General features: G+C 45.2%; 14 protein-coding genes and 1 pseudogene. 14 read left to right on the forward strand and 1 reads right to left on the reverse strand.

The window, feature by feature from the left end; all coding sequences use genetic code 11:
• Positions 1–267 precede the first annotated feature (267 nt).
• The 10 genes and pseudogenes from AC58QG_RS15185 to AC58QG_RS15230 all read left to right on the forward strand — a co-directional run bounded on the left by AC58QG_RS15185 (position 268) and on the right by AC58QG_RS15230 (position 9,872).
• The gene (locus AC58QG_RS15185; RefSeq protein ID WP_497363450.1) at positions 268–2,145 is read left to right on the forward strand and encodes a beta-L-arabinofuranosidase domain-containing protein; all 1,878 of its coding nucleotides are present in this window, start codon (positions 268–270) and stop codon (positions 2,143–2,145) included.
• 341 nt (positions 2,146–2,486) lie between these two features.
• Entirely contained in the window at positions 2,487–2,747 is a 261-nt protein-coding gene (locus AC58QG_RS15190) for a hypothetical protein (protein ID WP_497362964.1), read from the forward strand.
• A 168-nt stretch (positions 2,748–2,915) separates the two neighbouring features.
• Positions 2,916–3,362, forward strand: a complete 447-nt coding sequence (locus tag AC58QG_RS15195; protein ID WP_497362965.1) for a hypothetical protein — start codon at positions 2,916–2,918, stop codon at positions 3,360–3,362.
• 149 nt (positions 3,363–3,511) lie between these two features.
• The gene (locus tag AC58QG_RS15200) at positions 3,512–4,252 is read left to right on the forward strand and encodes a Fic family protein (protein ID WP_497362966.1); all 741 of its coding nucleotides are present in this window, start codon (positions 3,512–3,514) and stop codon (positions 4,250–4,252) included.
• Between the two features lie 463 nt (positions 4,253–4,715).
• Complete coding sequence (locus tag AC58QG_RS15205) at positions 4,716–5,660, forward strand: NAD(P)H-dependent flavin oxidoreductase (RefSeq protein ID WP_497362967.1); 945 nt, start codon at positions 4,716–4,718, stop codon at positions 5,658–5,660.
• A 12-nt stretch (positions 5,661–5,672) separates the two neighbouring features.
• Positions 5,673–6,452 carry an enoyl-CoA hydratase-related protein gene (locus AC58QG_RS15210; protein ID WP_497362968.1) on the forward strand — a complete coding sequence of 260 codons (780 nt, stop codon included), beginning with the start codon at positions 5,673–5,675 and terminating at the stop codon, positions 6,450–6,452.
• Between the two features lie 31 nt (positions 6,453–6,483).
• Positions 6,484–7,921 (forward strand): annotated as a pseudogene (locus tag AC58QG_RS15215) (long-chain fatty acid--CoA ligase).
• Positions 7,922–8,012: 91 nt separating this feature from the next.
• Positions 8,013–8,372 carry a hotdog fold thioesterase gene (locus AC58QG_RS15220; RefSeq protein ID WP_497363451.1) on the forward strand — a complete coding sequence of 120 codons (360 nt, stop codon included), beginning with the start codon at positions 8,013–8,015 and terminating at the stop codon, positions 8,370–8,372.
• Positions 8,373–8,820: 448 nt separating this feature from the next.
• Positions 8,821–9,132, forward strand: coding sequence for a DUF1806 family protein (locus AC58QG_RS15225; protein ID WP_497362969.1), 312 nt, complete (start codon positions 8,821–8,823; stop codon positions 9,130–9,132).
• Positions 9,129–9,872 (forward strand): PIG-L family deacetylase, encoded by a 744-nt coding sequence (locus AC58QG_RS15230; protein WP_497362970.1) that lies wholly within the window; start codon positions 9,129–9,131, stop codon positions 9,870–9,872. The genes AC58QG_RS15225 and AC58QG_RS15230 overlap by 4 nt, the downstream gene beginning before the upstream one ends.
• Here AC58QG_RS15230 and AC58QG_RS15235 read toward each other — a convergent pair.
• A complete protein-coding gene (locus AC58QG_RS15235) occupies positions 9,852–11,012 on the reverse strand; it encodes an acyl-CoA dehydrogenase family protein (RefSeq protein WP_497363452.1) in 1,161 nt (386 codons plus the stop codon). The genes AC58QG_RS15230 and AC58QG_RS15235 overlap by 21 nt on opposite strands.
• A gap of 319 nt (positions 11,013–11,331) precedes the next feature.
• Between AC58QG_RS15235 and AC58QG_RS15240 the strand changes: the two genes are divergently transcribed.
• The 4 genes from AC58QG_RS15240 (at position 11,332) to AC58QG_RS15255 (ending at position 24,178) form a co-directional block, all read left to right on the forward strand.
• Positions 11,332–11,994: a hypothetical protein gene (locus AC58QG_RS15240; protein WP_497362971.1), complete on the forward strand. Its 663-nt coding sequence runs from the start codon at positions 11,332–11,334 to the stop codon at positions 11,992–11,994.
• 474 nt (positions 11,995–12,468) lie between these two features.
• On the forward strand, positions 12,469–14,928 hold the full coding sequence (locus AC58QG_RS15245) for a carbohydrate-binding protein (RefSeq protein WP_497362972.1): 2,460 nt from the start codon (positions 12,469–12,471) through the stop codon (positions 14,926–14,928).
• 226 nt (positions 14,929–15,154) lie between these two features.
• Positions 15,155–21,784: a CBM96 family carbohydrate-binding protein gene (locus AC58QG_RS15250; protein WP_497362973.1), complete on the forward strand. Its 6,630-nt coding sequence runs from the start codon at positions 15,155–15,157 to the stop codon at positions 21,782–21,784.
• Between the two features lie 171 nt (positions 21,785–21,955).
• Positions 21,956–24,178, forward strand: a complete 2,223-nt coding sequence (locus AC58QG_RS15255; RefSeq protein WP_497362974.1) for a helix-turn-helix domain-containing protein — start codon at positions 21,956–21,958, stop codon at positions 24,176–24,178.
• The last annotated feature ends 229 nt before the right edge of the window (positions 24,179–24,407 follow it).

The following is a 24,407-nucleotide window of genomic DNA, read 5'->3' on the forward strand; positions in this document are numbered from 1 at the left end:
AACGTCGAAGTCCAATACGCGGTCGTGATGGGTATATAGATCGTCAACCTGGTTCCAGCCGATATCACGTACCATAGGAAATCGATCACCGAAAAGATATACTAACGAATCTATTTTTCATTCCTCCTTAAAAGAAACCACCTTTAGAATATACCCAAAGAAAGTATATGTAAACTATTGTTTTGTGTATTCTTATCAATCAGTATTGGGGTTTAGAATGTTCTTAAGATATAAAAAAATGGAGGTATACCTTTGAATTCAACTAAAATAAAAGAATTTCCTGCAGGACGAATTCGATTGTCCGTAGGACCACTTACGGCTCGCTTCGAGCTGAATAAAAAGTATGTCTTGAGCTTAACCAATGACAATTTACTTCGTAATTTCTATTTGGAAGCCGGGTTGTGGAGTTACAGTGGAAATGGGGGGACGACAAGCGCAACTACGACGAGTATGGACGGACCGGAACATTGGCATTGGGGATGGGAATCACCGACATGCGAGTTGAGGGGCCATATGATGGGGCATTGGCTATCTGCAGCTGCACGTATATATGCCCAAACCGATGATTTGCTGGTTAAAGCTAAAGCGGATTACATCGTCCAAGAATTGGCGCGTTGTCAGGAGGCGAATGGAGGGGAATGGCTTGCCGCTTTCCCAGAGTCTTACATGAATAGAATCGCAAAAGGAAAATATGTCTGGGCACCGCATTACACGATTCACAAGCTTTTGATGGGTTTATACGAAATGTTTACGCTGGGTAAAAATAAACAAGCACTCGATCTAATGCGCGGTTTAGCTTCTTGGTTTTACCGGTGGACGGGGCAGTTTAGCCGAGAACAAATGGATGATCTCCTTGATTTGGAAACAGGCGGGATGTTGGAGGTATGGGCAGATCTATATGGTGTAACTAGCGATCAAGCACATCTTGAATTAATTCATCGTTACGATCGCCGTCGTTTTTTTGACGCCTTGTTGACGGGACAAGATGTATTGACCAATAAGCATGCGAATACACAGATTCCTGAAATTTTGGGAGCAGCTAGAGCGTGGGAAGTAACGGGAGAGGTGCGTTTTCGAGAGGTCGTAGAAGCGTTCTGGACGTGCGCGGTTACAAATAGAGGTTACTACTGTACGGGTGCTGGGGATGATGGTGAATTATGGGTGCCTTCTGGCCAAATGGCTGAGAGGATGGGCGTTGGGCAGGAACATTGTGTTAATTACAACATGATGCGACTTGCTCATGTGCTGCTTAGATGGACGGGAGAACCCGAATATGCCGACTATTGGGAGAGAAGGTTCTATAACGGAGTTCTTGCTCATCAGCATGGAGAGACAGGCATGATCTCGTATTTTCTGGGCATCAGCGCAGGGAGTCATAAAAAGTGGGGATCAGCTACTCAGCACTTTTGGTGCTGCCATGGAACGCTGGTGCAAGCGAATGCTTCTTATGAGCAGCAGATTTTCATGGAGGATAAAGAGGGAGTGGCGGTGAGCCAGTGGCTTCCAGCTGAAGTTAATCTGAAGATAAAGGATAGTACAGTCACCATTAGTCTAAAGCAGGACGGGCAATATGGCGTCTATCCTTTGAATAATTGGAATGTTACAGGCATGACAGCAATAACGAAGATTGATATGCCACCTATACCTGTACATCGACCGGACCGTTTTATGTACAGTTTGACGATAACTTGTGACAAAGATACTGAATTTACTTTAAAACTTAGAGTACCGAAATGGGTGAAAGATGAGCCCATTATTTACGTGAGTGGCATCCAACTGACTGATCCAGTAAGACCACAATCATTTATTGGAATTCGTAAATTATGGAGCAATGGCGATATCGTACAAATTGAGTTTCCGAAGTCTTTGACAACCGAGCCACTTCCTGGCTCAGAAGACATGGTAGCTTTTATGGATGGGCCAATCGTATTGGCGGGGTTGATTGAGCGTGAACATAGATTGGTTGGGAATCCTACTTTGCCAGAAACAATGCTCGTTGCGGACCGTGAAAGAAACCATAGTTGGTGGAATGTGGGCTATTATCGAACGAAGGGGCAAGACATAGGAATACGATTTATTCCTCTCTATGAAATCAAAGATGAGACGTATACGGTTTATTATCCTGTGGATCAAAAAAAAGAATAAGTGTAAAAATCGATACCCTATCTAAAGGGTGTCGATTTTTTGCTTTTCACGCAACTCTCTAAAATAAGTTCAGTTTCCTCTTAAAAAAGCGCATACAGGACAAAGAATCACTCTGCTATTCTGGCCTACTTGTGTTGTATATCGCGATTTTAAATCATCTCTCTTAAAAAAATGCAGTTATGTCTATAAAAAACGCATTCAGCAAAAATCAGCGTTCTGCTAAGCTCAAATTACTTTGATGTATGCGGTTTCAACGCAAATGTCGTCATTTTATTTTTTATTTTCGGGAGGGTAAGCAATGAATCGAACAAGTAATCGATGGCTTAGCATCATTCTGGCTATTGTCATGGTCTTCGGCTCCGTTCAACTGCATGCTTCTTAATTATAGCTACACACGATCTGATTTTGCGATTTTAAGAGATGCTATACGGGAAAACGACTCAACACTATCAAGCATCGCGGGTTACAATTCCTTACCTGCGGATGTAACTGATATATTCCTTGATGAGAGCGGTTATGGAAGCGGCGGTAATTATGGTGGAGGACAAATTCCTGATTCACCAGACATACCCGCCAGTGGAGATTGGGGATTTCCAACGTAAAACGAGAGTATTTCACTGCTGCTCCAGTAGAATGAACTTTATATCAAGTGTACATATAAGCTCCAAAGCCACTTCTATTGATAGAGTGGTTTCTTTGGGTCTAAAAAATATATCATTAAAGGACAAGGGTAAAGTATTAATAGGATTTATTAGATTGAGGGAAAACATGTGGGTGAAAACGAAAATACTGAAATTCTTCTATTAACTATTACGATAATAAATGACAACCATCTTTCACTTAAAGCCAAGGGGCTTTATTTCAATATGATTTTCTTAGATGAAGAACAGGATCTAACCATGTGCATGTTTAAGAATATGAATCAAATCGATAGTGATCGTTCAATTAAGATGGGCCTAACCGAGCTTGAAAAAGGCGGTTATATCATTCGAAAAACGATTAAAAATGGAGAAGTAAGTTGGGATTTAAATAGTAGAAAGAATATTATCAAAAAAGAAGCAATAGTAAAAACCGTAGAAGAAAAGAAGAAAAATCAAACGAATAAGCCGACGAGAAAAAAGATGCAACCAAAGCAGACTACGCGAAGAGGGAAAACAACAACTAAAAAAACCGGTTTGAGACGTGCTTTAAGAAATTTCTTTAAAGATTTTTTTTGATATTACACAAAGTCATACAACAACAAGCTGACTAGTGAGTTTAAGAACGCGAGAAAAGTACATTTGCATATTTTGCGAGCAGTTAGACAGAGTCTATTTATTAGGAAATGTGATATAATGGTAATAAGAATTAGGGAGGGAGGGGCAATATGAACTTTGAAAAAGTAGATCTTTTAAAAAGTGAATTAGATAAATTACGTCCCTTGCCAGCGGCTGCTGTAAGAAATTTGGAACAAGTATATCGGGTAGAATGGACCTACAACTCTAATGCAATTGAGGGTAACACATTAACACTTTTAGAAACAAAATTGGTTTTAGAAGAAGGTTTAACAATAGGTGGTAAAAAGCTACGAGAGCATTTTGAAGTTGTTAACCATTCAGAAGCGATTTATTACGTACAAGATGTAGTAAATAGAAACATAGAATTGACAGAGTATGTTATAAAATCAATTCATCATCTAGTACTAAAAAACATTGAAGATGAGAACGCAGGGCGATATCGGATGATTAACGTGATGATTTCAGGTTCGCAACATACCCCTCCACATTTTACTGTGCTCTCTGAAAAAATGGAACAGTTGATACAATGGTATGATGAACACAAAGATAAATTACATCCAGTTGAACTTGCCGCGGAATTTCATTTTCGATTCGTTTACATACATCCGTTTTCTGATGGTAATGGCCGTACAGCACGACTTTTAATGAATTTGATTTTAATGAATTCTGGATTTCCGCCTGCTATTGTTAAAGCTGCAAATGAGGCCCGATTGAAATATTATGAGTCTTTAGAGTTAGCAAGTATGGGAAATGATTTAACGCCATTCGTGCAATTAATTTCGGAGTGTGTTGAGGATAGTTTGCAAAAGTACATAGGTGCGGTAAAGTGAATTTAATTTGTGTTATTAAAATATATATTAGCAGGATTAACAGCCGGAGAAGGAACTATAAATTCCTTCCCTGACTGTTTTTTTATTGCATTTTTTATTTGTGATTTCGATTGTTAATAAAATACAATAGAATATGAATTTCATTACAATGCATGCTGAATTAATATTCTCCTACACCAAGAAACCAATTCGCGAAGGAGAGCCCAGCCGTCTGTACTCATACACACGAGTGAAGGCCTTGCTTATTTACGACTGTCCCAGGTAACCCATTTAGATGTGACAAAGCATTAATTTTTCTTGTTATTACATCACTCAAGGTGATAAAATAGAGAATATAGTGAATGAGTATTCATTCATTGGTTAAAGATTTGTAAGCGCTTTATGTTTGCCCAGAATTACTTATCTTTAGATGAGAGGATGGGGTAAATTGTTAACCGATACACTATCGCGTATAACAGAACACATGACATTACCAGTGATCGCGGCTCCGATGTTTCTTATTTCTAGTCCGGAGATGGTTATTGAATGTTGTAAATCGGGGATTATCGGCTCGTTCCCTTTATTGAATGCACTAACAGCTGATATTTTGGACGATTGGATGAAACAAATTACGGAAGAGCTCGAAGCAGCTAAATCTGAGGAGCCTGACCGCCTTATCGCTCCCTGGGCAGTTAATCTTATCGTTCATAAAACCAATACGCGGTATGATTCGGACGTTGAGCTTATTAAGAAATACCAGCCGCCGATTGTCATTACTTCACTTGGAGCTCCGGGGCCTGTAGTTGAGTTTGTGCATCAATATGGAGGGCTTGTGTTCTCGGATGTCAGTAATTTAACCCATGCAAGAAAAGCCTCTCAGACAGGAGTTGATGGACTTATCCTTGTCTGCCATGGAGCAGGAGGACACGCTGGTGCGATCAATCCTTTTGCTTTTTTGGGAGCGGTTCGCGAATTCTGGGATGGAGCCATCATTTTGGCAGGCTGTATTACCAGCGGGCAAGATGTTTTCGCCACTGCAGCGCTTGGTGCCGATTTCGCCTATATGGGCACACGTTTCATTGCAGCTGCCGAAGGATTTGCAAGCAAAGAATACCAAAATATGCTAATAGAGTCGACGTCAGACGATATCATTTATACCGATGCTTTTAGCGGAGTGAAGGCAAATTTTCTAATTCAAAGCATACGAAATGCCAATCTTGACCCGGATAAGCTCGAGAAGAAAGAATCGGTTGACGTCTCACACTTGAACAAGCATGAAAATAAAGCGTGGAAGGACGTCTGGTCTGCAGGCCAGGGAGTCAATGCAATTAAGCGGGTCATGCCTATAGCCAGTTTGGTTGAAGAACTGCGTCAAGAGTATAAGCAAGCGGAAAACTCATTATTGGCACGCGCATCGAAAAACATGTAGGGGGCTGACACTGTGTTTGAAACCGTGAAATATGCCATAGAAAACCATGTGGCCACAATCTCGATGAATAATCCCAAAACGATTAATGCTTTTAATTCGGAGATGCACAGAGACTTGTATGCTGCTTTCACAGCCGCTAATGAAAATCCGGATGTCCGTTGTATTGTCTTGACTGGTGAAGGAAAAGGTTTCTCCTCCGGCGCTGACTTAACGAGTATAAATTTTGAGGACAGATTTGATTACGGTGACGCTTTAAGTCAAACCTATAATAAGCTTCTACGGTACATGATGGGCATACAAAAGCCAATTATTGCTGCCATTCATGGGGGAGCTGCAGGTGCGGGACTAAGTATTGCGCTAGCCTGTGATTTCCGTTTAGCAACGGAAGAAGCGAAATTAACAGTAGCTTTTATTAAAATTGGACTAATTCCGGATGCGGGGGCACATTTCTTTTTGCCTAGAATCGTGGGGTTGGCAAAAGCGTTAGAGCTTTCCTCGCTTGGTTCCATTCTGAATGGAAAGGAAGCGGAAAACATCGCATTAATCAATAAAGCGATTCCAGCAGACCGATTTAACGAAGAGGTTCGTTTGTTTGCACAGCAACTTGCGCATAAGCCACTGCTAGCATTCGGGAAGATGAAAGAAATTATGTATAAGAGCTTTGATAGTGATTTAAATACTGTATTAGGCTGGGAAGAAGAAGGTCAGCGGCTGATGGGGGCATCCAAAGATCACGAGGAGGGTGTAACTGCTTTTCTGGAAAAGAGAGCGCCAGTTTTCCGAGGTCATTAATTTAACATTTGTAATTAAGGGGGGCAAAGAAATGGAAGGGTATTCATTGACACTGCATTCCATGCTGGTGAGAGCCGAGACGTTGTTTCCGAAAAAAGAAGTGGTTTCCCGAGCCGCTGGGCAATTATTCCGTTATACATACAAGGACTTTGCTGAACGGACGAGACGATTATCATCCGCTTTGCAGGCGCTTGGCGCTAAACGCGGCGACCGTATCGCTACCTTTGCCTGGAACGACCATCGGCATCTTGAAGCTTATTTTGCTATCCCCTGTATGGGTGCTGTACTTCACACTGTAAACATTCATCTGTCCGACGAGCACATTGTCTACATTTTGAATCATGCGGAAGATACCTTTCTTTTGGTCGATGAAACTTTGCTTCCCATTATCGAAAGGATCGGCAGCAAGCTGCGCACCGTTAGAGGATTTATCGTGATGACAAATCAAGAGAGTCTTCCTGCCACTTCTCTTCAGCCCGTTTATTCTTATGAACGGCTCCTTGCAGATGTAAACGCGGGGTACGAATTTCCGACAGATATTCATGAAAGCGCTCCCGCCGGCATGTGTTATACTTCCGCAACAACAGGCAACCCGAAAGGCGTTATTTATACGCATCGCGCTATCTATCTTCATAGCATATCCCTCGGACTTGCGGATACGTTCGGATTGTCTGAGCGTGATACAGTAATGCCTATTGTTCCGATGTTCCACGTCAACGCTTGGGGGCTGCCTTTTGCTTCGGTTTGGTTCGGTAGCAGGCAAGTTCTTCCAGGAGCCGCTCCTACGCCTGAAATCTTACTGAACTTGATCGCCGATGAAAAAGTGACGTTTTCAGGAGGTGTTCCCACTGTTTGGATTGCCGCACTCAAGGTGCTGGAGCAGAAATCGTTTGACCTTTCGCACGTGAGAGCATTTGTGTGCGGTGGTTCGGCCGCGCCCCGGAGCATTATCGAAAAGTTCGAATATCATTACGGGATTCCTTTTTATCACGCCTACGGCATGACAGAAGCCAGCCCAATGGTCACTTGCGTTCGGATTAAAAGCAATTTGGCAGACGTCTCAAAAGATAAATTACTGGACATCCGTTCTACACAAGGGCTGCCCGTCCCAGCTCGTTGACCGTACCAAAGATCTGATCAAAAGCGGCGGTGAGTGGATCTCCTCTGTCGATTTGGAGAACGAGCTAATGGCGCATCCCGCCGTATTTGAGGCGTGTGTCATAGGGATTCCTCATGACAAATGGGGTGAACGCCCGCTTGCCTGCGTCGTGCTTAAAGATGGCGCTCATCCGGCAGGAAAAGACGAGCTTCTCCAATTTTTAAACGAGCGTGTGGTAAAATGGTGGCTTCCGGACGATATCCTATTTCTTCCGGCGATTCCGAAAACCTCAGTCGGGAAGTTTTTGAAGCGCAGCTTACGGGAGGAGTTCGAGCTTCACTATAAGAAAAATAAAGGAGAGGTTGGTTAAAATGATTGTCGCAGATGACATATTGATAAAATTTGGAATGGACAAAGAAACTTTTATCCTTCACATGGAAGAAGGAAGAAGAAATTCGGCGATGGAGACACTGGATATAGAGTATATAGAACTCTACCCGGATCACGTCGTATTGACTATGCCTATATCTCCGAAAACCCATCAGCCAGCGGGCATACTGCACGGCGGCGCTTCGGTATTGCTGGCCGAATCGGCTGCTTCCATCGCGTCCTACATCAATATCGACATACAAAAATATGCGGCAGTAGGGTTGGAGATCAACGCTAACCACCTTCGGAGCAAAAGCAACGGTATCGTGACCGCGATAGCTACCCCTTTTCACAAAGGACGCAAAACAATGGTTTGGGATATTAGGATTACCGACGAGCAGGATAAACTGATCTGTATCTCCCGCTGCACCGTGGCCATTATTGATAAGTGATGAATACCTACGAATAAGGCAGGGATCCTACATGGTCCGTGCCTATGTATTTATGACGGAATTCTGTTTGACAAAAGATTTGATAAATGGAGTATAAGTCATTGGACCCAGTTACACTTTGTATTGGAAGGCTAACTTGATTCAATTGGCCGTAACTCGCAACATTATTAAGTGGGAGATGAATTCAGAGCGCCCAAGTTTTTTACGCAATAAGAACGAACGATCTTAATAAATTTATTAAATTTATTAATTAGGGATAAGATTCAGGCCCAGGCTCTGACGAAAGATCGTCTGGGCTTTTGTAAATCGCGACCGAGCAAGCACCTGATATTCGGGTGTTTTTTTATTTATAGAGTTGGCGTAGCCGGTTATTTCTTTTGAATAACGAGCTGTGATACGATTACGTAGCAATACAATATAAATCCTTTCAGAAAAGAGAATCTACGCGATGATCAAAATAATCAAGTCGAAAGTAGAAGCCGAGCTTCAGGCCTTCATCGGGACTGATGCCTATATTCACAGCGAAGCAACTTCATTTGCCTTTGTTCGCAATTTTAAGGTCAAGGTTACCCATGCCTTTTTAGCGGGGGAAGGTCCATTTCGTGCCGCTCTTCGATTTGATGGGCATGGCTGGCTACGAATGGAGGCGCTCACGCATTATGAGATAGATGAGAGAAGTCGTCTTTTGTTGGCCGGCTATGATGACAGAGGTCGGATGAATGTTGCTCTGCATATAGGAAAGGAGCCGTTTCCAGAATGAGCAATATAAATAAATCGCCATTAAAAAAGCTTCTCGCTGTGTTTGCACATCCTGACGATGAGTCATTTATTTGTGGAGGTAGCCTTGCCAAATATGCAAGCGAAGGGGTCGACATAACGCTAGTGAGCGCAACGCGAGGAGAAATGGGACGACGCATGGGCAATCCGCCCTATCTCAACCGTGAATCGATGGCAGCTGCCCGTGAAATGGAACTACGGAATGCCTGCGACAGCCTTGGAATCCAACGTCTCCTATTTTTGGATATCCGCGATAAGACGGTTGAGTTTGTCGATGAGAATAGCCTGACAGCACGCATTGCGGATCTTATCTACGAAGTAAATCCCGATGTCGTGCTTACGTTTCACGAAATGCTTGGTGGACACCCAGATCATTGTGCAATTGGGAAGGCAACGACGGCAGCTTTTCAAAGAACAGGACATCGGGGCGCATTATATTTCATTACGTTTGGCGACGCGATGGAGCGTCCGGAACGCTATGGGTATTCCCGTAAGGACGTTATCAAAATTGATGTGCGTGCTCACTTGGAAGCAAAGCTCGCAGCGTTTCGGGCCCACAGATGTCAAACGGAAATCGACGAATGGGTATGGCTACCCGACCAAGAGGCAATAGCGAATTTCGGTAAATATGAATACTTTTTGAAAGCGGATAGGGGGTCCTCAGCAAAGATTCTCGATGATTTGTTTATCATTCCCCTTAAATCACAAGGGTTTCTCAGCTAAAGCTGTACCAGCCAAGTTATGAAGCACTGTACTATCCATAGGTGGATTATGCAGGCCAGCACGAACATCCCGGTAGTACCGTTCTAAAGGCTGCTTACGGGACAAGCTAGCTGCCCCGACAATTCTCATCGCCAAGTCCACGACTTTGATGGCATTGTTGGTAGCCACATACTTGGCCAAACCGAGCTCTGCTTTTAGTGCGGCGCGGCTATCTTTCTCGCGATCCCAGCGATCCGCCGTCGAATAAAGTAGTGCGCGTGCAGTGCGTAATTCGATTTCCATTTCTCCGATCGCATGCTTGACGGAAGGGAGTACTGCGATCGGTTCAACCATGTGGTTGGGGCGATAGGTATTGGCGAATTCAAGCGCATAATCTCTTGCTGCCAAGGCAATCCCAAGGTAACAAGCCGGAATATGTAAAAGCCAGCCTCCACCGTCATCCATGCCTTTTCCGGAGAGCCTCATGGTTTCACTCACAAAAACACCATTTAAAACCACATCGTGGCTTCCGGTCGCTCGCATCCCGAGTGTATCCCAGGTTTCCACTACGGTTACCTGATTAGTCTTATGAATGAGGAATTCGGCAATACAGTCTTCATCCGGGATATACGCCGACACGACAAAACGATCGAGGATCGGTGAGAGCGTGCTAAACGTTTTACGCCCCGTTATCAGCCATCCGTCGTTTGTATGGAGAGCCGTCGTTTCAGGCTTTCCGCCTCGACTGGGACTTCCGGATGCTGCTTCGCTTGCAAAAGTGTTAATCATTGTTCCGTCATTCACAACAGAGCGGCATAAATCTGTAAAAATAGCCTCAGGCCATTTGCGAGTTGTTCGGAGATGGAGGATCTGACCTATGTGCCAACCAACGCCCAAAGCAGTTGATCCATCCCCATAAGCAAGCCGCTCCTGCAGCATGACTAGGTTATAGAGGGAGAGATCATCTCCGCCGAATTCTTGAGGAACGGTTAGTTTTAAGTATCCTGATTCGTGCAAATCCGTGAAATTCTCAAATGGAAATGAACCCTCTTGGTCATGCAGTGCGGCCCTCGCAGCAAAACGAGTAGCCAGTTCCTCTACTTTTCTGGCCCAAACCCGTTCTTCCTCATTGCGGATATATTGATCAATGATCCGATTCATCATTTCACACTCCCTTACTTACATATTATATCAGCTAGCTGATTGTGGAGATAAATTGGAAATACAGTTTTCCCCCTCCAGTTTACCCATCTATCAAGTTTATATTAGTCTATGAACGGACATGCTAATCATAAGGAGTGATTAGCATGTTTGGAAAAAAGAGAAAGAGCAAGTCATATCTTAGTGTTAATGATAGAAAGGTAATTCGCAGCTCCAATGGCCGCGAAATCGTTGAATTGGACTTGAAAATAAATAAATCCATCCCCCCTGCCTCGAGCTATTCGCCCTTAACAATCTTCTCACTAAACCTTTTAATCTTTTGGTTGATTGGAAGGCAGAAGGTACACTTGCTGGAAGAGCCAAATTCGTAGTGCTTCTCATACTGTATGGTTCACCACTAGCTGTCATTTCTGCGTTCTTTTATAAAAAGGGCCTGGAGTTAGAAACACCAGATACGGAGCCCTATCGCTCTCGCAATAACTACGCTAAGATGATTGCTGAGGTCAAGGAAACAGTAAACAATCGACTGGCACCAAAGGAACTAAAAGCCGATAAAATTGATGGATTGATTCAAGCGCTTATTGATGATGTCTGTATCCTATTTCAAGTCCAGCCATCTGATGTTCGAGCAGTACTTGTCGTAAACAATAATCGTGGCAACCATAAACTCACCGGTTGGCGATGGGGACGTCCTTGTTCGACAGATCAAGAAAGAATGGACCATAAAGCAATTGATAAGTTCCTCGAGACAGAAAAAACGTATCCGATCTGGGAAGAGGTTAAGCAGCACTTTGACCATACGGACTCCGATACACTATTATTTTTTAGAAACGATGGCACTCTGCAACTCGGCTGCCTAATAGCTATAGCAAATTCGATCGATGTAGAGTCCCATATCGAAGAATGGGAGCAAATAGTCAGACCGTTCACAATGCTCGGCCATATGGACAAGCTGGTACATTTTGTCGTAAACTATAGATAAAGGAGGCGATTCGAAATGGCAAGCTTGTTTAATAGAATCTTTGGTAGCAAACAAAAAAGAAGCAGCGTCTTAGTGATTCACAAGGTCAAACATTCGAATAAGCCGGCCCTTACGAAAGCAACACACGGAACGGTAATACTTCGAGGAAAAATTGAAGAAGATATCTCAATGGTTAGATAGATTTTTATATAAGGGCCCCTTTGTTCAGAAGAACTTAGGGGCTTTTTTTCAATTCCCCTCCAACAAAAGTGAAGGCGTTAATTTCAATAGAATCGTTATGTAGAGGATGGCATACATAATTTCAAATTTGGTGCGAGAAGAATAGCTATATTCTGCGGGAGATTTTTTTAATTCAAAATATGTAACAGAGATCAAATAATGTTAGTTGATGGATTTGGTGAACTTCATTTACAGTGAATATATTGCAACCGCTTACATTTAAGCATTGTAACCTTATCGTGGGAGGGATTCATTGTGCACAAAGTAAGGTTCAGTTCCAAACAAATTCATGCAGTTCTAGCGTTGCTGCTGTTCTTAAGCGGATTACTGCTTAAGGCGGGGGACGTTCAAGCAGCTGCGACCACACCCGAGACGTACACACATAGTTCCAAAACCTCATTCAACAGCACGCAAGGAACCGGAAGTTGGTATGCTATGAAAAAGACGGGCAGCACGTATTCTTACTTAAGCCAGTATGTTGCCACTGCTCCAGCCAAGTGGAAGGAAGCTTCTGGCTATCCGTATGTCAGGGACGAGTATTTTCATCCGGACACTACGGTCGATGCGGTGAAGAAATGGATTGCGCCGATAGCTGGCAATATCGACATCACAGGCACGATTTTCAAGGTCAATGCTGCAAGTAACGGCGTCATCGCCAAAATATTCAAGAATACAACCGAGCTGTTTAGTACGACCGTATCTTCAGCGGCCGATGTGGTGCCAAGCGGTGTGTCGAACATTCATGTAGAGGCTGGGGATGCCATTTACTTTGTCGTTGGCAGCAATGGGAATCGAACGTCAGATGAGACGAGATGGGCGCCAGTCCTTACCCTGACATCTGCCCTTAAATTCGAAGCGGAAAGCGCAGATACGCTTTCGGGTGTGACGGCAAGCACCTTGACGGTTGACGGAGGCGGCCAGCAAGTTGGCAGCTTTGATGCCGGTGATTATTTGGTTTTTAATAATATCAATTTAAGCGGCGGGTACAAAACATTGGAGGCAAGATTAGCTGCAACCGCGACCGGCGCTAAATTCGAAGTTAGGCTGGACAGCCTGACGGGAACTCTGATTAATACGTTTATGGTGGCAAGCACAGATAGTGTGACGAATTTTGAAACCCAGACCTGGGCCTTAACCGCCAATGCGGTCGGAGCCCATTCAATCTATGTCATTGGTAAAACAGGATCAGGAATAGCCAATCTGAACTGGTTCAGGCTCACGAACAATGAACCTCGAGGTGCGACTATGCCATTCATGACGTATGAAGCAGAGAGTGGTACTGTTGGTGGAGGGGCGACATTAAACAACGATGCCGATGTGAAGGTAGTGTCCTCTGGCAAGAGCTATGCCCATTTGGACGCTACAGGTGAATATGTGCAATGGAGCAATGTGCGAGATGCCAATCGCCTGGTGCTGCGGTATAGCATTCCGCAGGCAACGAGCGGGACGATAGGTCTTTATATTAACGGAACCAAGAGTCAGGATATCAATCTGATCTCTACGTATAATTATGATCCCACACATCTTTCGAGAAAGTATGACGAAACTGATATTATCGTGGATATCAATGCCGGGGATACCATCAAGCTGCAGAAGGATGCGGGAAATAGCCTAGCCTGGTATGCTGTCGATCTCATTGATCTGGAAACGGCACCAGTTCCTCTGGCCATTCCGGCTAACTACCTTTCGGTGAAGGATGCCCCTTATAATGCTGTCGGCGATGGAGTAGCTAATGATACTACAGCAATTCAAGCGGCCTTGAACGATGCGGCCTCGTTAGGCAAAGGCGTGTGGTTCCCGCAGGGAACGTATAATCATAATACTAAGTTTACAGTTCCTTCCGGAATTGCGATTAAAGGCGCGGGGATCTGGTATTCGCACTTGCATAGTACGACATCAGGCACCTCGTATATTGGCTTCAAGTTAAACAATAATAACACCCTCAGTGATTTAAGAATCAGCGGGGTAGATACGCAGCGCAGTACCGCTGCGAAGACGATTCAGACCGTTGTCGGCACCGGGCAGAATCTTTTGCTGCAAAATATGTGGATCGAACACGTGGGAGGCTTTATCGGTTGGGTCGATTTGAAAAGCTCAACGATGCAAAATCTTCGTATCCGAAATACGTATTATGATGGAATCCATTTCGGTGATGGGGGGAATACCGATAATCTGGCTGTAAACAACCATTTGCGTGGTCTTGGCGATGATGGTATTGCCCAGGTTAATCGAGCGGATTTTGTACTAGCAGAACGCAATGTTGCCCAATTCAACACGATAAGCGCGCTGTATTGGGGCAGAGGCATCTCGGATATCGGCGGCTCGACGTTTACAGTGCGGGATAATTTGATCCAAAGCACCTATCTTGCCGGCATGATTGTATCTACCGAGGTGCTAACACCTTCGACTTCCCGCGTCATTGACGTCTTGAAATTCCAACGGAACACAATTGATCGTGCCGGTCATACCGGGCATAATCATGCTGGGCTTCATTTTTGGACAGAAAAGAATCCAATGCAATTTGTTAAAATTGAGCTGAACCAGATTCAGAATGGGGAAACGGAAGGCATCCACATCGCTACTTCGACAAACGGGGACAGCGGCGGGCGTACGCAATTTAATTATAATACGGTATCAGGCAATGCGCTGACTAACTACAATAATGAGAACAGCAGCCTCACCATGCCAGTGCTGACCGGGAATACAGGATTTTAAATCGTAAAAGACAAACGCTTAAGCGGTCTTGGTCCTGAATGGGACGGAGGCCGTTTTTTCGGTCAATCGCAAATAATGTATGTCTTTCAAAAAATGTTACATTCCGCTAGGATACTGACTGTTATCGCCGGTTCAAAAAAAGGATGCTGCAAAAAACTTGTAAGTTGAAACGCTTACATTTGTTTTGTAATGTTAGTGGCATCTTGAAAGTGAGGTGGTCTAGGTAATGAAGGCTTGGCACAAAAATAGGAAACCAGTATCCGTGTTTATGATCGTTGTCATGATTTTATCGGTAGTATGGAATGCTGCCATTTCGACTACGGCCATAGCGGATACAAGCGGAATGCCGATTCAATATTTGGTTCGTGAGGATACTTATGTTCAGGGGGGCGCGACAAGCGGAACAACTTACGGGAGCTCAACGGAATTATTGGTCAAAGGCGTTTCAGGGAACGATGGTGCAACTAGGCATAGCTATATGAAATTTTCGGGTTTACCAGAAGGGCATGTGGATTCAGCCATTTTGAATTTTTATGTAACTTCGGCTGACCAGGATGTGACCAATCTTTCGTTCTATGGTTTACCGAATGACGGCTGGAGCGAGTCTAGCTTGACCTGGACGAATAGCCAGACGAATCCGGGCATGTCGGGTTCAGTTAAAATTGGCGTATTTCCGATCAACCGTGCGGTGGGAAGCGCAACTACGCTGAACAGTGTGGACGTAACGGATTTTATCAACAGTCAATCTGACCCTACCGCAACGTTTAAAATTTACGACGAGGCTGATTTAAATAAAATTGTCCGAATTGCCTCGAAAAATCATGGTAATCAGACTTTAGTTCCTTATCTGAGTATTATACCTTCACCCTTGCCTACTTTAGGAAAAGTGACAGCCAGCATTCCATCGGGCAATGTAGCGGATGGGACCCAGGTGGAGTTGTTAGCTCCGACGGTAACTGCTGCAGTCTACTACACACTGGATGGATCCGATCCTAAGTCAGGTGGAGCCAGGTATACGGGATCTTTAACGATAACCGCGAACACGGTTTTAAAAGCGTACGCCAAGCAGGAAGGTATGAATGACAGCGAAGTCTCTACCTTCGAATATATGATTGCAACGCCGGAAGCCATCCGTCTGCCGGTCGTTGAGGATACCCACGATAAAGGCGGAGCGGATGCAGGCAACAACTTCGGTGGGGCTGCGACTGTCGACGTAAAGAATGATCCAGTTAATGCTACCAATACAAGGCATGCCTTTTTCAAATTTACCGGATTGCCAACGGTTCACGCCGCATCTGCGGTGTTGTACTTCTATAGCACAACAGCAGTGACACCGCAAACGCCAATTACGGTTTATGGTTTGCAGGACGACTCATGGAGTGAGACGGCGCTAACGTGGAACAACAATCCGAGTACAGCAGGTGCGGTCATCGTTGGCGAGGCTAACGTGTCAGCGCTAGGCTGGTATAGTGTGGATGTAACGGCCTTCATTAATAGTCAGCAAGCAGATAAGATTGCCACCTTTAAACTGTTTGACGAGTCGGGTAAAAGCTCCATCCTTCGGCTAGCACCACGAACATCAGCGAATGCCGCCTATGTGAAGATTGAGCCAGACCCGAATTACTTGCTTCCTGTTCAAGCCAGTGTACCTTCAGGAAGTGTGCTTCTCGGCAGCGCGGTGGAATTAAATGGGCCGACGGTATCTTCGACGGTTTACTATACGACAGACGGTTCAGATCCTAGAACGAACGGCATCCGGTATACTACTCCATTAACCATTACAGGCAATATGGTTGTTAAGGCCTATGCGTCACAGCTAGGCAAGATCGACAGTGATGTGTCTACGTTCACATATACGGTGGCGGTGACGGCAGCCGCAGTAGCGAGCGTACCGTCAGGATCACTATTTTCCGGATCAACAATTACCTTAACTTCGGATACGGTAGGTTCATCCGTCTATTACTCTTTGGATGGAACAGATCCAAGATTAAGCGGTCAATGGTATACGGCACCGATAGCCATTTCAGGTCCAGTTACTTTAAAGGCGTATGCCAAAGCTCCGGGTGCGCTCAGCTCAGAGGTTGCTGCTTACACGTACACGATCGTGGAACCTTCGGATGACACGATAAGCAATTTACCGGACAGCTTTTATAACCGAGAAGGTCTGGAGAATATGCCTCGGATAAATTATGCGTCGATGATTGTGGCGAATGTGAAGGATTTCGGTGCTGTAGGCGACGGCATTGCCGATGAAAAGAACGCATTCGACCGAGCTGTGAATGCTCTTAACGCCATTGGCGGAGGGGTACTGTATATGCCAGCTGGCATGTATTACTTTAGCCCGAGCGAGGCTCCAAATGTGCGCCATTTCTGGCGGAAGGCGGGCTTGAACAACATCCATTTCGTTGGCGACGGCGAGTCAACGGTCATTAGATTCAACATGCCTGGCATTGCGGCGCTGGCTCCCGGGCAAACGCCTACGCGCTGGCTTGCTTATGCTAATGCGCCTTACGGCTGGAGCTTCGGCGGCGATAATATATCTCTTCGCGACTTTAGTACCACATGGCGTCCGCGGATGGATGTCAGAGGACAAGGGGCACCGTACAATGTTGCAGTGACTGGCAGCAATATTCAGGTGATCAATCTGACCACAGATCAGGGTGCTGTTGGCCTTGTTTTTTGGCAAAGTACGAATGGTGTATGGGCCGTAGATAACAAGGTCAGGAACACTTCGGCGGACAGCATCCATTTTGCCAACAATTTAAATGTTACTGCAGTTAACAATTTGATTGAGAATGGAAATGACGACGGACTTGCAATCGTTTCAGATACCAGTCCGCAATGGCCGGTGTCTCAGAATAATATTTTTTTTAATAACACGTTGTTAAATGTTAATTGGGGAAGAGGCATTAGTGTTGGAGGAATCCAGCACCAGATTCAAGGGAATTGGATTGAAAGTGCCGTGCATCCTGGAATATTCCTGAATTCACTCGGTCAATCATCTGGGGATACAGGGTTCCGTTATCAGGACATTGCTGTCAGGAATAATACAATTATTCGTACGAATTTAAATTATCGTGCGGATAACAATGTGCCAGGCAATCAATATGGTGGTGCAATCACATTGAACAACCAAGGTGACAATTTGCTGTTTGAAGGAAATAAAATCTACGGCTCCGAAGGAAACGGCATGATTACTGGCGGTTGGGGGCCGGTGTTCAGCGGGAAAAACATGACGATCCGAGACAACGAGATTGTGGGTTCTGCTCACTACGCCATTTCTTTTAATGATAGCCGGTCGAAGCTTGAGAATCTTACAATTGCAGACAATACATTGCTAAATAATGACAATGGCAGTGTATACTTCGCCAGTACGCCTGTAACTGGAGTTACCAGCTACAGCGGGAATACGGTTGCGCAGCCGACCACGCCTAATATGGAGGGTTTCCAAGTTACCGATGAGGCCCCCCAATACCAGAATGTATTCGAGCCCATAATGAGGGAGCCAGGACAGACGGGCTGGGCAGAGCCTCCGAAGGTTACACTGCCGGATCAAGAGATTAATGTAAAAGATTACGGCGCAGTCGGAGACGGAAATGTGAATGATCTTCCTGCGTTTATGAATGCGGTAGAGGCTCTTCCGGAATTCGGCGGGCGATTGATGGTGCCAGCGGGGACCTATCTTCTAGAGCCTGTCGCAGGTCAGGATTCACTGCCGTACAGCGCGCTCAAGCATCATTTGCTTCTGACAGGCAAGAGCCAAGTACATTTGATCGGTGAAGGAGCCAGCACCGTTCTGCGGTTTACAAGCCCTGACCATCATGGCATCCGACTGTTAGGCGTTACAGACGCATCCATACAGAATATGACTCTGGAGTTGGTCAATCAACCGCTTCTCCGTCATAACAGAGCTTTAATTGATATTGCTGGCTCCCGTAATGTCGTGATTAGCGGAGTAACGGTGCGGAATTCCGGAGGTACGGGCATCCAGATTGATTCCTCTACAGGAGTATCCATCAAGAACAATACGATCGAGAAGGTTAATATGAACGGAATCTCCGCTTTGGCTAGCCGCCAAGTCTATATTGAAGACAATCGGATTACGGACAGCAGGGACAATGCCATCCATGTCAATAAGCTGGGCGCTACGGCGCGTGAGCCGCAATACATTCGAATTTCCCGTAATGAGATCAATCGGGTAACGGAGCAGAGCGGGATTGGGATCGCTAGCGGTGATCAAATCAAGGTTGAAGAGAATACGGTAGCGAATACTCATCTGGCAGGCGTATTGCTGTATTATACGAGCGAGGCCTTCCATACGAATCAGATCGAAGTGTTGAATAATACGCTGAGTCACACCAACACCGGGGAGTTGACTTACCATTACGGAGCCATTTCGGTGTATCAGTCTTTCCGGGGCAATTTCCTGATTGCTGGAAACCGCATTGAAGATACGTCTTTTGCTGGCATATGGGTGGACGGAAAAGCAACCTTGCAGAAACTGCAACTGTCCCAAAATGCGTTTAGCGGAATTGGAACAACGAATATTCAGATCGACAATGCTCAGAAAATTGGTACACTAATCAGAAATGACGATCTTCTTCAGATTCAAGCTTCTCCAAAGCTGATGCAATCAGGAACTTGGGCGGTGCATGTTGATTTGACTAATTTAACTCCGGCAACGGAGCTGTCCGGGAAAATCTCCTTAAGTGCGCCAGTAGAGTGGGCTTCTGCAGATCAAGTTGCATTTACCAATCTTCAAGGTGGAGATGTGAAAGGCTTTGACATTCCCATCCCCACTCCTTCCAATCACGGAGCTGTACCTGTGAAGGTGAAGGTGGAGATAGGTTCCGGCACGACGCTCGAGCTGGACCGCAGCTTGAATTTTCTTGCAGCTCTTCAGCCAGAGCAGCCCATAACCATCGATGGGGACTTGCAGGAGTGGAACCATGGCGTTCCGTTTGAGATAGGTGCGTCACAATATAAGAAGCTGGATGCCGAAATAAATGGCTCCGATGATATCAGCGGCACGGGGTATCTGAAATGGGATGATCAGAATTTGTATCTGGCCGTACGAGTAACAGACGCTCTTCACGCCCAGCCGAATACTGGAGAAGGTGTCTGGGGAGGCGATAGTATTCAATTTACTGTCGATCCGGGTCGTGCAGCTGGTGCGGGCAGCCAAGGTTATTCGGAGTTATCATTTGCAATGAGTAACACAGGTGAAATTACGAAGTGGAGGCATACTGCACTAGCTGGCAAGCAGACTGGTGCGCTGACTTCTAGTTTGGCTGCCATCGTACGGAATGATAATTTGAACGAAACCATGTACGAAATTGCGATACCTTGGAATGAATTGCTTCCAGCTGGTGAAACGGCTCCGAATCCGCGGATCGGTTTTTCCTTCCTGATTAATGACGCAGATGACATACCGGGTAAGCGCGATGGATTCGTCGAATATATGAGTGGAATTGGTCAAGGGAAAAATGTGAATCTATTCGGCGATCTGATCCTCTATTCCGTAACGCAAGACCCACCTGTTCAAGAACCAACCAACCCCGGTTCGCCAGAAGGCAATAGCTACCTTCCTGATGCGAATGAAACCAAAATAAGCGTTCAAGCGAACGGGTCGGTAACAGTGGAAGCACCTGTAACTCAAATAACGGAAAATGGCAGATCCACAGCTGTTGTCAAATTAGACAAAGCTGATTTGAAAGAAGCTATTGAATCCGTTCTGAGCAGGGACAATGGCTCAAAGGTGATCATCGTTTCTCTGTTGAGCAGCGAATCGGTGTCGAAGCTGGAAATGCCACTAGATGTCTTAGCATCGGCAGCCAATACGACTGTATCGTTCCAGACGGGGCGCGCTGCCTACGATTTACCGATCAAGGTGCTGGACCTAGCTGGCTTGGAAAAGGAATTAGGCGCAGCTGCCAAAGATATCAAACTAAGCATAACGCTTATAGACGTAGAGGGTACTGAGGCAATGCAAATTGCCAAGAAAACGGCTGAGAACGGCCTGCGCCAGCTGATCGTGCCTATTGATTTTGCGGTAGTGGCGGAGGCTGGCGGCAAGAAGAAAGCTATTACCGATTTCGGAGATAATTATGTAACGCGCAGCGTAACTGTTCCGGGTGTTATCGATGCATCCCGAGCAACGGTCGCTCTCTATGATCCGGAAAGTGGTGCTTTCAGTTTTGTTCCCGCTGTCTTCAAGACGTTGGACGGCAAGACGTTTATCACCATCGAACGAAATGGTAACAGCATCTATACAGTTGTAGAATCCGCCAAGAAGTTTGAAGATTTGAATGGTCATTGGGCCAAGTCTGATGTGGAGTTGCTAGCGTCTAAGTTGATCGTGAACGGTTTAGATGCTAATCACTTCGGCCCGGAGCAAAGCATTACTAGAGCACAATTTGCCACAATAATAACCAGGTCTCTGGGATTGGTCGAAAATAAGGCTGTCGCCACCTTCACGGATATTCAGGCTCAAGACTGGTATAAGGGGGCCGTCGGCGCAGCAGTCAAAGCCGGCTTAGTGCAGGGCTATGAGGATGGATCCTTTAGGCCGAATGATCGGATCAGTCGGGAGGAGATCGTGGTTATGATCTCCAGAGCACTGCATACGGCGGGCAAACAGATTCATGTTTCCGGTAAAGAGGATGATCTGCTAAGGTCGTTTTCAGACCGGAGTGCAATCAGCCCTTGGGCGAAGCGTGCAGCAGCTGAAGCTGTGTACACGAAAATCGTGGGAGGCATGACCGACAATACTTATGTTCCTGAAGCTTATGCAACACGCGCTCAAGCTGTTGTTATGCTGAGAAGATTTCTCCAATATGTGGAGTTTATGAACTAATTCAATATCATCCCAAAGGTGCCGTCCCAAAAGCAGATTACTACTTGAGGGATGGCCCTTTCCAGTCTTCACATCGCTACGAATTGATGATAGGTATTGCAGTTCCATGAGGGATATGATTTTATAGTAGAGATGTATGATGCCGAATTAGGAAAGATCAGGGGAGAACACATGACAAGTAATAAAAACTGGTTCCATCGGATGCTGCTGTCATATTTACCAATTTTCTTTACAGTTACGTTCGCCATCGTTTTCATATTTTTCTTCGCCGCTGCGGAAATGTCCAAGAAGGATGCCATGAAGGCAAATCGGGTGTTTGCAGAACAGGTGATGAAATCGGTGGATTATTCCCTGAGGTCGTTAAACCAATATATGATTCACGAAATTATGTCCAATGAGCTGTTGAATGATTTCATCTCAGCATCTTCCGGAAAAAATCCATATATCGTGGCCAATGAGATGTCGCAGGTTTTAAATGATGCGCTGGTCTCCAATCCTCTAATCAGCTCTATTTATATTTATAGGCATTCAGACCGCAGAGTCATAAGTCCTCAATCTATGGTTGCGTTGGAGCAATTTTATGATCAGGCGTTTATTGAGCGTCAGCTTCAGGGAACGACGGAAACAGGATGGTCAAGTCCTCGCCAAGTCAAGCTAATCAATGAGCAGCCGCATAATGTCGTATCCTTGGTTCGTCAAATGCCTATTCTTTCAGGTGATCAGGGAATTATGGTCGTCAATGTGAAATTGGCATCTCTGCTTGATCTGGTAACGGATATGATCGGCTCAGATTTGAGTTATTTGCAATTTATAGATAAAGAGGGAGTGCCACTCTTTGGCACAACAAATTTCGAAGACTGGGAGAAGTACGGAAAAAGCGCCATTACAAGCATGATTTCGCCCTATACAGGGTGGGAAATTCGAAGTGGAATCCAAGATTACGGATGGCTGGGGATTACCGGGATTCTATCTTACGCTTGGATCGTGATCGGGCTTCTGGTGCTCCTTTTGGGATTAGGGTGGATGGTTTGGGTAACGCGCCAAAATTATAAGCCCATCCAAGCTATCGTTAGGCATATCGATGACACGAAAGGGCTGGTGGCGGATCCGGGTAGTAAGAAAGATGAAATGTCGCGGATCGAGTCGGCACTCAATCAGCTGATCAGCCAAAGCCATGAGTTTCAGAAGCAGAATCAGGAGAATATGGTCTACAAAAAAAGACATTTCTTCATGGAGCTTATGGAAGGCAGCCGTCCAGTTTCACAGGAGGAATGGCAGGAGGAAGTCGGCGCATACGGCTTTCCCCATCATTTTGCCCAGCTTCTGACTGTGGTAATGGAATTAGATAAATACCCTGTTTTTATCGGCAGCTATTCTCACCGCGATCAGGACTTGCTTCGGTACGTTATTCGCAACGTTGTTCATGAAACCGCTCAGCTTCATGATTATATTGTGTGGACGGAATGGCTGGATGGTCAGCAATTGGGCATTTTGTTTCATCTGAAATCAGATTCCGAGCACCACGTGGCAGACGTATTGGCGCTCTGCAGCAAGCTGCTGGCATGGATTGAACTAAATCTGGATTTTACGGTGACAGCAGCAGTTGGAACGCCGGTCGATCTGGTTAATGAGGTGTATACCTCGTACGAACACACCTTGGAAGCTTTAAAATACAAGTCTGTACTCGGCATGAACCGTGTAATCAGTTATGGTGATATCAAGATTCGATCAGCCGGCAAAGTGAACAAGCAGCTTCAATTAATGCGTTCTATGGCACAGAATTACCGGATTGGTGAACATGAATGGAAGAATCAATTAGATGCTATCTTTGCTGATATCAAGCTGGAGCTGTTGCCGAGGGAGGACATCAGCGGCCTGTTGAACTATATCACTTATCATATGTTTCGAGAATTGATGGAAATGCCAGAGGATATTCAGAACATTTGGAAAAACCAGATGATGCCTAATCTTCAGGTAGCGATCGATCGGTTTGAAACGTTAGATGAACTTCAAGTAACGATGTTCCGATTACTCGAGCAGTTTGCCAAGCACGTTCAGACGTACAGAGAAAGTCGGTTTACGCATACCGTCATTCAGGAAGTTCGGAAATATATCGAGCTCAATTATACGAATCCTGACATGTCTCTCTCTCTGATCTGTGATCAATTCCAGATGAAGTCCAGCAACCTGAGCCGGTTGTTCAAAGAGGAATTCGGACAAAATTTCGTCGACTTTTTAGCTCAGATTCGAATCGAGCAAGCCAAGCTGATGCTGAAGGAAAGCCAAGAGCCGATTCAAGATATTGCGGCCAAAATCGGATACTCGCACTATATTTCATTCAACCGCGCCTTCAAAAAACTGACGGGATTAACACCCGGCGATTATAGAAAATAGTTGTCCAAAGCCGTTGTCGGAAGAAATGATCCCGATAACGGCTTTATTTTTGCTCGTAAAAATATGAATCTTGCTCAAGAAACGATACCTGATCACCCATATAACCGTGCAGTAAGCCCCACTGAAATAATGCAACTTGATTCAAAAACTGTCTATTGTTCGTGGGACTGTGTGCCGTTACAGTGGGGATACGGAAGCACACCTAGAAAATAGCGAAAGGAGGATACAG

The organism is Paenibacillus sp. J22P169, from assembly GCF_059691995.1.

Excerpts from the sequence above, each read along its gene's own strand:
- AC58QG_RS15200 (WP_497362966.1), top strand. The coding sequence starts at position 3,512 with ATGAACTTTGAAAAAGTAGATCTTTTAAAAAGTGAATTAGATAAATTA.
- AC58QG_RS15205 (WP_497362967.1), top strand. The coding sequence starts at position 4,716 with ATGACATTACCAGTGATCGCGGCTCCGATGTTTCTTATTTCTAGTCCG.
- AC58QG_RS15220 (WP_497363451.1), top strand. The coding sequence starts at position 8,013 with ATGGAGACACTGGATATAGAGTATATAGAACTCTACCCGGATCACGTC.
- AC58QG_RS15225 (WP_497362969.1), top strand. The coding sequence starts at position 8,821 with ATGATCAAAATAATCAAGTCGAAAGTAGAAGCCGAGCTTCAGGCCTTC.
- AC58QG_RS15230 (WP_497362970.1), top strand. The coding sequence starts at position 9,129 with ATGAGCAATATAAATAAATCGCCATTAAAAAAGCTTCTCGCTGTGTTT.
- AC58QG_RS15235 (WP_497363452.1), bottom strand. The coding sequence starts at position 11,012 with ATGAATCGGATCATTGATCAATATATCCGCAATGAGGAAGAACGGGTT.
- AC58QG_RS15250 (WP_497362973.1), top strand. The coding sequence starts at position 15,155 with ATGAAGGCTTGGCACAAAAATAGGAAACCAGTATCCGTGTTTATGATC.
- AC58QG_RS15255 (WP_497362974.1), top strand. The coding sequence starts at position 21,956 with ATGACAAGTAATAAAAACTGGTTCCATCGGATGCTGCTGTCATATTTA.